General features: G+C 42.3%; 8 protein-coding genes. 4 read left to right on the top strand and 4 right to left on the bottom strand.

Features of this window, described 5'->3' with window-relative positions:
* The first annotated feature begins 4 nt into the window (after window positions 1–4).
* The 3 genes from ABIC84_RS03565 (at window position 5) to ABIC84_RS03575 (ending at window position 6159) form a co-directional block, all read left to right on the top strand.
* Entirely contained in the window at window positions 5–1009 is a 1005-nt protein-coding gene (locus tag ABIC84_RS03565) for a FecR family protein (protein ID WP_429262682.1), read from the top strand.
* A 233-nt stretch (window positions 1010–1242) separates the two neighbouring features.
* Window positions 1243–4575 carry a TonB-dependent receptor gene (locus ABIC84_RS03570; protein WP_429262683.1) on the top strand — a complete coding sequence of 1111 codons (3333 nt, stop codon included), beginning with the start codon at window positions 1243–1245 and terminating at the stop codon, window positions 4573–4575.
* 21 nt (window positions 4576–4596) lie between these two features.
* On the top strand, window positions 4597–6159 hold the full coding sequence (locus tag ABIC84_RS03575; protein WP_429262684.1) for a RagB/SusD family nutrient uptake outer membrane protein: 1563 nt from the start codon (window positions 4597–4599) through the stop codon (window positions 6157–6159).
* Between the two features lie 186 nt (window positions 6160–6345).
* On the opposite strand, the gene ABIC84_RS03580 is transcribed toward ABIC84_RS03575, so the two are convergent.
* The 4 genes from ABIC84_RS03580 to ABIC84_RS03595 all read right to left on the bottom strand — a co-directional run bounded on the left by ABIC84_RS03580 (window position 6346) and on the right by ABIC84_RS03595 (window position 11977).
* On the bottom strand, window positions 6346–7182 hold the full coding sequence (locus tag ABIC84_RS03580; protein WP_429262685.1) for a phytoene/squalene synthase family protein: 837 nt from the start codon (window positions 7180–7182) through the stop codon (window positions 6346–6348).
* A 175-nt stretch (window positions 7183–7357) separates the two neighbouring features.
* Window positions 7358–8251: a MerR family transcriptional regulator gene (locus tag ABIC84_RS03585; RefSeq protein WP_429262686.1), complete on the bottom strand. Its 894-nt coding sequence runs from the start codon at window positions 8249–8251 to the stop codon at window positions 7358–7360.
* 317 nt (window positions 8252–8568) lie between these two features.
* The gene (locus ABIC84_RS03590; RefSeq protein ID WP_429262687.1) at window positions 8569–11085 is read right to left on the bottom strand and encodes a cation-translocating P-type ATPase; all 2517 of its coding nucleotides are present in this window, start codon (window positions 11083–11085) and stop codon (window positions 8569–8571) included.
* Between the two features lie 34 nt (window positions 11086–11119).
* The gene (locus tag ABIC84_RS03595) at window positions 11120–11977 is read right to left on the bottom strand and encodes a universal stress protein (protein WP_429262688.1); all 858 of its coding nucleotides are present in this window, start codon (window positions 11975–11977) and stop codon (window positions 11120–11122) included.
* Between the two features lie 102 nt (window positions 11978–12079).
* On the opposite strand from ABIC84_RS03595, the gene ABIC84_RS03600 reads away from it, so the two are divergent.
* Window positions 12080–12436, top strand: coding sequence for a hypothetical protein (locus ABIC84_RS03600; RefSeq protein ID WP_429262689.1), 357 nt, complete (start codon window positions 12080–12082; stop codon window positions 12434–12436).
* The last annotated feature ends 298 nt before the right edge of the window (window positions 12437–12734 follow it).

Below are 12734 nucleotides of genomic sequence, written 5' to 3' on the forward strand. Positions count from 1 at the left end.
CACCATGCACCCTATTTTACCGGAACTGATTGAAAAATACCTTGCAGGGAAATGTAATGCTGACGAAGAGGCGGCGGTACTTAACTGGTTTAATGCGACGGAAAATGAACCGGATGCTTATGACCAGCTTTCACCGGAGGCCAAGCAGGCATTAGAAGACCGGTTGATATTGGGAATACGCGAAAAAATACGGTTGTCCGAACCCCGCGTAAAAAAGTTTAATTATTACCGGGCGGCGGCAATAGCAGCCAGTATTTTGATTTTTATTACAGTGGGCTTTTTATGGCATAACCAATCGGCAGTAAATAAGTCAACTGTTAATAGTGATGTTATCAGGATTGTAAATACAGGGCAAAAGATAAAAAAAGTAACGTTGCCCGATGGTAGTACGGCCTGGCTCAACCCGGGGACAGTAGTTACGTACGATCACTCATTTAATCGTCAGTTCCGGACTGTTTCGCTCACCGGCGAGTCGTTTTTTGACGTGAAAAAAGATCACGCACATCCGTTTATTGTCCGGACAGCACACATGTCCACCAAAGTTTGGGGAACCAGTTTTAGTGTAAAGGATAATGAACATGCACTTCGTGCCGAAGTAGCAGTAGTTACCGGAAAAGTATCTGTCGCGATAGCTGATAGAAATAAAGGCAATGCAGATGTTATGCTACATCCTCAGCAAAAAGCGGTTTGGCAGGTAACAGCAAAAAAGGCTGATAAACTTGAAGTTAGCCTTGTAGAGAAGCACTCGGCGTTAAAAATTTGGGGAAAAACCAGCCTTTCATTTAATGATGTTTCGCTTAGAGAAGCAGTTCGTGTGCTTCAACAACAATTTGATGTGATCATTATGCTGCCTGCAGGGGACCATGATCTTGCGGAAGCAAAGTTACAGGCTGATTTTAGTAATCAAAGTTTGCCTGAAATAATGGAAGTACTTGAAAAACTGCTCAATGTTAGCTATGTAACCGATGGGAAGAAGTTTGTGTTACAGAGAGCCATAACAACCAATTAACCAATTATTATTAACCCTAAAGTTAAATTATGAAGAAAGATTAACCTCAGCAAACACCACTTATGTAAAATGAAGAAAGCGTGTCGTTACCACGCTTTCTTCGGGCCCCGGCCGTGTAGCATTACACACCTTTCGTAGAGGTGCGGGGGCGTTTTTGTCTCATTTTTTTACCAAATAAAACACACTAATGTATGAATATTAATTTACTAATATCGATCAACTGGTATAAAATTATGAAGTTATCCTGTTGCCAGATTTTGTTGGCCATCATATTTGCAGGTGTATCGGTAGCCGGCACCACGCGCGCGCAGGGAGTCCTGGACCGCAAGGTTGATATCGCCGCTGTTGATATGGATATGAAGTCTTTTCTTAATATGCTTTCAAAAAAAGCGGGCGTTAAGTTTGTATACTTCAAAGAAACCTTAAATAATCAAAGAAAAGTGACCACTGCCGGAGGGCAGAAAGATTTAAAAACGATATTGGAGCAGGTTTTTCTTGCTAATGGTATTGGATTTGAAATAGTTAATAATCAAATTATCCTCAAAAAACTGCGAACCTCTGCCGACACCGGTTCCGAAAATAGTGAAAATAAAACCGACGAACCGGATGTAGCGGACGTGAAGATTACCGGAAAGGTTACTGATGCCCTGGGGGCAGGGTTACCGGGGGTTACCATTAAGGTAAAGGGAACAACTGCGGCAGTAGCAACCGATAGCCAGGGTAATTATACGATAAATGCACCCGATTATAACGCAACGCTGGTTGTCACTTATTTGGGTTATGTAACCCGCGAAGTGGCGATAAATGGTCAAAAAGTTGTCAATATTCAATTGCAGGAAGAAAACAAGGCCTTGAACGAGGTTGTTGTTGTGGGTTACAGCACACAAAGCAGGCATAAATTAACCAGTGCCGTGGTTACAGTTTCCGGCGATGAGCTTAATAAAAGAGTAGCTACTTCGCCCACGGCGTTGCTGCAAGGAAAGTTACCTGGTTTACAGGTGGTTCAAGGTTCAGGAGAACCTGGAAACGAAAATGTTCAATTAACAATCAGGGGCGTTGGTACTTTCAGTGGGGCCGGATCTAATCCTTTGATCATTGTTGATGGGATTCCGGGAAGTCTTGATGTATTGAATGCTAACGACATTGAATCAATATCTGTATTAAAAGATGCTTCTTCGGCCGCCATCTACGGTTCAAGGGGTGCCAACGGCGTAATTGTGGTAAAAACCAAAAGAGGTAAGGCCGGTAGTCTGGCTATCCAGTATACATATAATCTGGGTGTTTCCAAAGCAACTAAGCTCCCTGACATAATCACTAACTCGGCAACGTATATGCAATTGTCAAATGAGGCGCGTACAAACTCTTCACTTGCACCCTTATATACGCAGGATCAAATAAATCTGTATCAAAACGCAACCGATAGGGTAAAGTACCCCAATCATAACTGGTTGAACGATATTTTTCGTACAGCCTATACGCAAAACCATTACCTGAACATGAGCGGAGGTAAGGATAGTACAACATATAGCGTTGGCGTAGGGATCACGAACCAGCCTGGTGTGATGCGGGGATTTGATTATTCAAAATATACGTTTTCACTGGGTTTAAACTCAAAACTAAATAAACGGATCACTTTTGGATCGGATATACAGATGCGGTACGGCAGAAAACTGACTCCTGAAAATGGCGCAAGCGACCAATTTCTTTCAGCACTGGCCCAATCACCATTATATCCTGCCCAAAGTTCAGATGGCAGATGGATAAAAAAAGCATACTCCAATGAGCAGGGTAATAAAAATCCCGCAGCTATTGTAGGCGAGGACATCAGAACGCGTGGTAACGATTATTATTTGCAAGGCAACCTATCCCTGGATATCGATCTTTTTAAAGGCTTGCGTTGGGAAAACAAAGGTGGATTTAATTATGGGTACTATAAATTCAATGACTTCAGGCCGGTAATTCCTACATATTATTATAGTGATATGTCTCCTGCGGGTAATCTTGATGACGGGTCGCCGGGTTTAAATGTGGGCAATTCAGATAATATTTATACGGTATATTATAGTCAGCTGACTTATAAAAAGAGCCTTGGACTTCATAATTTTTCTGCATTTGCCGGTTATCAGCGGGAAAAAAACAATGCCAGTAACATCAATGCATCCCGTACCCAATATGTAACAAATTATCTGCGGGAACTGAATGCAGGACCTTCCGATGGGCAAACCAACAACGGCACGTCATCGGCATGGGCAATCAGCTCGTTTTACGGCAGTGCCAATTATGATTATGCGGACAAATATTTACTGGGCGCTAACATCAGATATGATGGAACATCCCGTTTGCCTTCAAACACAAGGTACGGAACGTTCTACTCATTTTCCGGCGGCTGGCGTGTTTCCAGGGAGAATTTCCTGAAGGATGTTTCCTGGTTAAATGACCTTAAAATCCGTGGTTCATGGGGGCAGTTAGGCAATCAGAATATCGGAACCTATCCATATCAGTCAACTTTGTCGGGCGCTAATTATGCCTTTGGCGGCTCTGTTTCCTCCGGGTTCATCGCAAATACCCTGGTTGATCCAAGCCTGACCTGGGAAACTACCCGGGTGGGCGACATTGGTCTCGATATGTCCATTTTAAATAACAAACTTGTTTTGTCGGCCGACTATTTCAATAAATATACTTTTGATATTTTGAGAAGCTCGCAGGTGCCATTCTACATTGGTTTAAACGCACCAACCATTAATGACGGAGCGCTTCGTAATAAAGGCTTCGAGTTTGCTCTTCAATACAACGACAGGATTGGCAGGGATTTTTCCTATTCGATAGGGGTAAATCTTCAAACCTATAAAAACAAGCTTGAAAGGTATGGATCGAAAGATATCAGCGACCACACCATCAGGCAAGAGGGACATGAACTGGATGCTTACTACATGTACGTGTGGGACGGAATATTCCAAAGTCAGCAGGAGATTGACAATTCGCCTAAACAACCGGTTACACCTACTCCCGGCGACCTGAAGATAAAAGATGTTAACGGCGACGGTAAAATAGATGCCAATGACAGAACTTATGTGAGCGGCAGATTCCCTTCATATCAATATTCGGCTAATATCGGCGCTGCTTATAAGGGGTTTGATTTTAGCGCTCAGCTATATGGTTCTCAAGGCCAAAAGGCTTATGTTAATGGTTGGGGAATTGAACCTTTCAGGCAAGGTTCTGTGCCAACAACAGATTGGTTAAATCGGTGGACTCCAACTAACCACACCAATACAATGCCTAAGATTTATGTGGCAGATGGTTATTCCGCCGTGCAAAATTATCCTTCTACTTATTTCTTAAAGGATGCCTCGTTCGTTCGTCTTAAAAGCTTGCAGCTGGGTTATAATTTCGCTTTAGTTGCGCTGAAAAAGGTGTCGATAAAATCATTGAGGGTTTTTGTAGCTGCTGATAACGTATTTACTATAAGTAAATATCCGGGACTTGATCCGGAACGGGTAGGAGACGGAACCTACGTTACTTATCCGCAAAACAGAACTATAACCTTTGGAGCCTCCATTAAACTTTAAATTTTATTAAAGAAAAAGATTATGAAACTTTATAATAAGTATATATTCATACTCATGACGGTGGTAGTCATGCTGGTATCCTGCAAGAAAAGTTCCCTTGACCTTAACCCACCGGATAAACTTTCAACCCAAAATTTTTGGAAGTCAGAAAGTGATGCCGACCTGGCGTTAACAGGCTGTTACAATTTCTTATATGCACAGGGAGGGAGCTATTCCACATCTCAATATGAGGTAGTTGCATGGGATAATTTTAGCGATAATTCTTACGGGCAATATAATTATGGTGGCGGCACCAGTGCGCTGTCATCTGGTTTATCCCCCGGCGTTTTTGATACTTATAATCTTTATCAGTCTTCTTATTACGTAAATAATTATACTGCTATAGCCTCTGTTAACTATTTTTTGGCAAACGTAGATAAAGTACTTACCGGCGATAAACTTAAACAATACAAGGCAGAAGCCTATTTTCTGCGTGCGTTTAATTATTACTGGCTTGCAATCTTGTACGGAAATGTGATCATCACTACTGCCGATCCGTTTACACTGGATTATAAGAAACACATGGCCAAATCTACCAGGGCAGATGTTTTGAAACAAGTAGAGGCAGACCTCGACCAGGCTATAGCCGGTTTACCGGATGTTGCTTATGGCAACGGACATGCTGTTAAAGCTACAGCTCAGGGTTATAAGGTGAGGGCATTGCTATTTGAAAAAAAATACGCTGAGGCCGCCGCTTTGGCCAGCGCCATTATTGCAGGCGGAAGATTTTCGTTAAACCCATCTTATCCTTCAAATTTTTATAAACCTGCGCAGAACAGCAGCCCGGAAATCATGTTTTCGGTTAAATACCAGCTGCCAAATCTGTCGCATCAGGATAATGGCATCAGCGTTCCTTTACAACGCTGGAAAGGAGAATTGGCAACCCAGGATTTGGTTAACGAGTATGAAGCTGCCGATGGTAAGGACACAAGCTCATCTGCAGTTTATGTAAAGGGGAAACCGTTCGATAATCGTGACCCCCGGATGCGGATGACCCTGTTTTTTCCAGGTGATACCAAAGCGCAGGGATGGCCATTTACAGGATCATATGCCGTTGCCCAGCCCGGAAAGGATTCATGGATAGTAGGTTACTATGCCGTAAAAAAATGGCTTGATCCAACACTTGTAGATCCTGACTACGGAGCAAAAGGAGATAATGACTTTGTTTTATTACGTTATGCAGATATATTGCTGATGTATGCTGAAGCACAGAATGAAGCAGCAGGCCCCGATGCAAGTGCCTATAGCGCAATTAACCTGGTTAGGAAAAGGGTTAACATGCCCGACCTTGCTGCCGGCTTGTCTCAAGCCCAGTTCAGAGAAAAGGTGCGTCATGAAAGAAGAGTTGAATTCGCTTTGGAAGGAATCCGTTATTTCGATTTAAGAAGATGGGGGATCGCAACACAGAAGCTGAACGGCTTTGTGCAAAATCCTTTATTCCCGAATGTAAAAACCAAATATGCTGATAACTATGACTTTTGGCCGATTCCGCAACCCGAAATTGACAGGAATTCGCCCGAACTGGTGCAGAATCCCGGTTATTAAATAATAATTGTTAGACAGCGAGGCCGCATCAATTTATTTTGATCCGGCCTCTTAATATAAACCTGGTTTTGCCAATAGATCACTATGATTATAATAGCCGTATGAGCTATTTGATTGCTTCCACAGACGATCTTGATAACGCTATAAGACACACCTCTGAAAAATTGGACATCTGAAAAACGGTTCTTAAAGATAATTGAGCTGGTGTTTAAGCAAAGTGTCGAATATCAATATAAGCTTGCTGCCATTAGAAATTCTGAATCTTTTCGAAAAAACCACGCAGGCGCTCGCAAGCTTAATCTTTTTAAACAACTCGCGGTAATACTGGTAAGCCAAATAGACGCCCCGGCGGGAAGATTTTGGTAGCTTTCGGATGTCCTTCAACGCTTCATTGAAGTCTTGTTCAATCTCTTGTTCTATCTTCTTTTTATCTGTTTCGGAAAAATGCTTAAGGTCAATCCCCGGAAAGTAGCTTCTGTTGAGCTGAAGATAGTCCGCGCCGATATCTCTCAGGAAATTTACCTTTTGAAAGGCCGCGCCTAAGCGCATGGCTCCCGGCTTAAGAGCTTCGTAACTGTCCTTATTGCCGTTTGTGAACACGTATAAGCACATCAGGCCAACCACTTCAGCAGATCCAAGGATATATTCCTCAAATTTTTGTTGATCATAAAGCTGGTCGTCCAGGTCCATTTCCATGCTATGCAGAAATTGGTTAATCAATTGGTGATCTATACGATATTTATTAACTGTTTCCTGGAAAGCGTTAAGGATGGGATTCAGGCTGATACCCAGCTCTATCGCTTCAAAGCAATCCTTTCTAAATTTATTTAGTAATTCACGCTTGTCATAATTATGAAAGCTGTCTACGATTTCGTCAGTAAGCCTGACAAAGCCATAGATGGCATAAATAGGCTTATGCAATTCTTTATCAAGAAAATTGATGCCCAGAAAAAAGCTGGTACTGTACCTGCGTGTTGCCAGTTCACTACATTCGGCAGAAAGGCGGTCAAATTTTTCTTTCATCGATTAGATTTTCAGATAGTTTAATAATTGATGTATTGAAACATTGCCATAAACGCTGGTCGACGGAGCACCTTGTTCTGGTACGCTCGGGTGTCCTGCAAAAAGAGGTAGGCCGCGGCGCTTAATCCCGCGATATCAGTGCTTGGTATCTTGTAGCCTTTTCGTTTCTTTTTGCTCATACAGCCAGCGCTATTATTTGTTCAAAATCCGGAAGCGTTTCCAACCAATACACGTTTTTCGGGAAGTGAACGCTATTTATAACTTGTTTGTTGCCAGATAGGTATATTTTAACAGACTGAAAAGTAAACGCGAGCTGGTCAATATATGCCTGTGCATTAGCAATTGGCCTTACACGTGTTATGAAAAAAAGCAGGTTCTGAGGTTGCGTACTTTCAACCGCATGACTTAAAGCCGACAGGGGCACCTGCGGACCTAAATAAATCACCCGATGGCCGGCAGTCCGCAACATATAGCTTGCAAGGAGGAGACCAATATCATGATCTTCGTCTTCCGGTAAAAATAGCATCCATAACGGTTTGCTATTTTGCTGTTGCTCCAAACAATCATTGATTGCTGAAAATAGCTTTTGCCTGATGATGGACGAAAGAAAATGCTCCTGTGATGGACAAAGCGAATTGTTCAGCCACATTAAACCGGCACGGACCAACATGGGGTATATCACGAATTTATAGGTTCCTAAAACTCCATTCTGCTCGAATGATTTGGTTATAAGTTCATTTACCGCATACTCGTGAAAAATTAGTGCATTGCTGATGATCTGAGAAATGAAATACTCATGCTTATGCCGCGCGGGCCGGGTTTTATCTATCTCAGTCTGGAGTAGTTTGCTCATTTCCTCCCGGCTTAACGCGCAGGCTTTAGAAATTTTGTAGCCCGCGTGGTAAAGTCCGGCTATGTTCAATAATTTCTTTAGCTGGTCATCATTATAAAAGCGCGTATTCCCGGCTGTCCTTGAAGGCGTAAATGCTTGGTACCTCCTTTCCCAAATACGGATATTATGGGCGGAAACACCTGACAATTGCTCAAGATCAGAAATGGAATAACTCATTTTGTCTAAATTTTTCTATTTCAAATTTAGACAAAAAAATGAATTTCCAAATGTTTGTTTATGAAGTATGCCAAATTCCTTAGGCGCAAGTATTGCAGGGAATAGACAGGTTATTAAGCAAGGAAAAACGAAGGTGGTGGCAAGCGGCACAATGAAGCTGTAAATTCTCTGAGAAATATTTAACCCGATGCTACTATAACAGGTAAGATGAAAAAGAAGATCATGTCTTGATCAATTGATAAGAAGTGTCATCAGGTTTAATTCTCCACCTAAAGTACCTGTTTCAAAATTTTAATGTACGATCAGCGTACTTTCTATCACGAGGTTTTTACATCTGAGTCCTTACGTAACCATGCTTTATAAAGCTCGAACCAAATGACGGAGGTAAACCCTATAATTATACTGATCACCAGGTCACTCATATTTAGCGAGTTGAAACCGAGGAAAACTGCTAATGGGCGGATATATATGAGTGACGATGATATAAAGATTGTAAGCCCGATAACCAGGAGTACAAGGTTGTTTTTATATTTGATAGTTGTAAGCAGCGAGTAGTAAAACGAACGATTGACTAAGGTGAGCAAAATATTAGCCGATATCAGGGTGGTAAATACCATGGTACGGGTCAGTTGTTCATCTGCTGCTTTGCTTACGGCATATTGGTAGACCGCGAGTGTTCCGATTGTGATGGCTGCCCCCTGTACTATGCTGGTCGCCAACTCTTTCCAATTAAAGAAAGTAGTGCTGAACGGACGTGGCTTTTGCAACATGGCATTCTTTTCTATGGGCTCGTTTTCATAAATGATCGAACAAGTCGGCCCCATAATCAGTTCCAGGAAAATAATATGCACCGGTGAAAAAATATTCGGATAAATCCAACCTAAGGCCAGTGGTATAAATACCGTTAATACGATAGGGATGTGAATGGAAATAATATACTGTATGGCTTTTTTTAGGTTGGTGTAGATACGCCGGCCCATGGCTACAGCATCAACCATTTTTGAAAGGTCATCCTCCAATAAAATTAATGAGGCAGCCTGCTTCGCTATCTCTGTGCCCTTTTTTCCCATCGCAATGCCAATATGCGCCGCTTTCAGTGCGGGGCCGTCGTTAACTCCGTCTCCAGTCATAGCTACTATCTCATTTTGGGCTTTTAATGCATTGATGATCTTTAGCTTGGCATCCGGGAACATGCGGGTAAAAATGTTGGCTTTCTTCACTTTCTCCCTAAGTTCCTGTTCTGACAATTGCATCAGCATGTCTCCGCTGATGCATTGGTCTGCTCCACGGAAGTCAATTTGCTTCGCGATAGCGCCGGTAGTTTCTGCGTTATCGCCCGTGATGATTTTAACCTTGATACCAGCTTTGTAAAAGCCCTGTAATACAGCGGTAATATTTTTCTTGGGCGGATCATAAAATGCAACCAGCCCTTTGAATGCAAAATGAAACTCCTGCTGTGCAGCAGGGAAATCACTTCCCACAAAATTTGCTTCTCCTACGGCCAATACCCGGTAACCTTCGATAGCCAAAGCCGCTATTGCAGCAGTCACGTGTTCTTTCTCGATTTGATTTAGGTTGCTGACGCCGATCAATGCTTCGGGTGCACCTTTGGCTGCGATAATGCGATTCCCTTTTTCATTTTCAAAAAGGTGGGTCATCATCGGCGGCTTGCCGCCCAGCGGATATTCGTGGACCATTTTATAATCCGGACGCTCATCTGCCAGATCGGTCTGGGCGTAGGCATTGTGCAGGGCAACTTCCATCGGATCAAAAGGGATCGGTTCGCTGGCCCACATGGCAAGCGCGATTAGCTCTGCTGCTGCGCCGGCAGATAGCTTTTCATTAAGATTATAAATGCAATCTTCCCTCAGGACATACGCTTTCGCCAGGCTCATCTTATTCTCGGTTAGTGTGCCGGTTTTATCAGTGCATATAACCGATGCGCTGCCCAAAGTTTCCACTGTTTTCATTTGCTTAACAACGACCCCAATTTTCATAAGCCGCCAGGCGCCCAGCGCCATAAAAGTAGTAAACGCAACAGGGATCTCTTCGGGCAGGATACTCATGGCCAGTGTAAGCGCCTTAAGGAGACTGTCTAAGATATTTGCCGAATGAAAATAGTTTATTCCCCACACCGTCAGAAACACAATAACCCCCACGATCACCATTTTCTTTACAAAATTGCTGATCTGTATTTCCAGGGGTGTTTTTTCTTCCGCTATAGATTCCAGGCTCCCGCCAATTTTACCTAATCGTGTTTGATTACCTATTGCCGTTACGGTTGCAATGGCCAGTCCGCTTGCTACTGTTGTGCCACTGAAAATTAGATTGTCTGCAGAGGATTTGTCTTTAAAAACAGCCAGGGATTCGCCTGTAAGAATGCTTTCGTTGATTGAAAAATCATTGGAATGTTCAATAATACCATCAGCAGTAATAAAAGTGCCTTCCTCTACCATCAGGCTGTCGCCAATAACAAGCTCTTCTTTTTTTACCTCTAAAACTTCTCCGTGCCTGATCACTTTGCATTTGGGTTGCGAAAAATCCTTCAATTTTTCGAGTGCATTCCGGCTTCTGGAGTCCTGATACAAAGATATGCCTGATACGAGTACAATTGCTGAAGCTAAAAAAATACCGTCGCCGGCCTTTCCGCTGATAAAATAAATACATGAGGTAACTAACAATAAGATGACCATCGGTTCTTTTGTCAATCCTATCAACGCATTAACAAATCCGTTTTCTTTCTTAAACGAAAGGCTGTTCGCTCCGTATTTAGATCTCGCCGCAAGTACTTCCTGTTTGCTCAGGCCCTGTATATCGAAATTATTTATTGCCATTTATTTGATCAGCTAATAGTTAGTTACGAGTTGATCAGACCATTTCAGCCGGAATGACCATCAGAGGTAAATGCTGGTTGTCCAAAGCGGCCACCGTTGTAGACTTGTCAAACAGCCCCGACAAAAAAGAGTTTTGATAATGAACAAGTGCAAGTATATCCGATCCGTTATCTTTGCATAACCTATTTAATCGTTTAATCACGTCTTTTCCCCTTATTTCCTGAAAGGTTATATTATCCTGTTTGATTGCTTCGATATGATTAAGTAAAGCCTTTTCTTTTACAGGATCGCCTTCCTCTTCTATGGCGGATACATGGACAATTTCCAGGTGAAAGTGTAACTGTTTTTGTAAGCCGGTTAGGTAATTGATTGCATTGATATCGGCCATGTCGAAAGCCGTGGCTAACGTTACTTTTTTTAGCCGGGCTAAATCCGCTGTTGGCGGAATGATCAATACGGGACAGGACGAATGATCTATCACCTGCATCGTATCTCTGCCGAAGATCAAGTGGTCTAAAGAACTATCTGTACTACTGCCTATTACAACAAGGTCAACATTATTCTCCTGAATAACCGCCGCCGTATTTCTGCCAAGTGAACCTTCACCAAATTGATAATCAATTTTAGGTTCAATGCCTTCTGTAGTTAGATCTGCAATAATATGCCTTAGTTGAATAGCCAATTGGCCCAGTCGTGCCGCGCTTTCATCTTTACGAAAAACGAATTCTTCTACCACCCAGGGGCCACCGGCATATGTAGGAAGTATAGGGTGGTCATAATAAGTGTTGTAAAGCAGTATATCTGCATTTAAATTCCTCAAAGCTTTTGCGGCGGTTTTTGCGGCGTGGTTTGCATTTATCGAAAAGTCAGTGAGCATTAGAATCATCTTCATGGCGTAATTCTTTAGATTGTAAAGCTATCCGTTCATTACCCGACAATAAATGATTAAGATCATTTATTAGCTTGATTACTGCTATTTAAACAGTGCTGTTAGTTGATCACCTTTGATAAAAAAGTCATAAACCAAACACACATCCACCTGCTGATCACCCACCTGCCTATCGTTGGTACGGCTTTGGGTGCATTTGTACTGATCCATGGGATATGGAAAAGGAACAAAGATACACTGATCGCTGCTTATAATGTTTTGATCGTCTCAGCAATTGGTGCCGGTATTGCCTATGCGACCGGCGAGGGAGCTGAAGAAACAATTGAACATTTAAAAGGAATATCAAAACATCTCATTGAAGATCATGAGGAGTCCGCCCTGGTATCTTATCGCTTTAATACTTACAGGCGGGGTTTCGCTGATTGGGCTTTTTGCAACATTGAAAAATACGTCACAGGTTAGGCGTGTAGCCTTAATAGCGCTTACTGTATCCTTGATAAGCTTTGGACTGATTGCAAGAACTGGCTATTTAGGCGGACAAATCAGGCATTCGGAAATCAGAACTGATACGATATCTCCTTTAAAACAGAGAAATGATAATGATTGAATAGCGTTATACTTGTCAACCTCAAGCATAACGGAGTTATTATATAGTAAATGCCATTACCGTTTATAGGTTATCGACGGCTCCCTTACTTTTGACATTATTATTGTCAGCTTAACCATCCTTGATTTGTTAGAGGAATCGCACGTACTTATT

This window comes from Mucilaginibacter sp. 3215, from assembly GCF_050433785.1.
Classification (GTDB): domain Bacteria; phylum Bacteroidota; class Bacteroidia; order Sphingobacteriales; family Sphingobacteriaceae; genus Mucilaginibacter.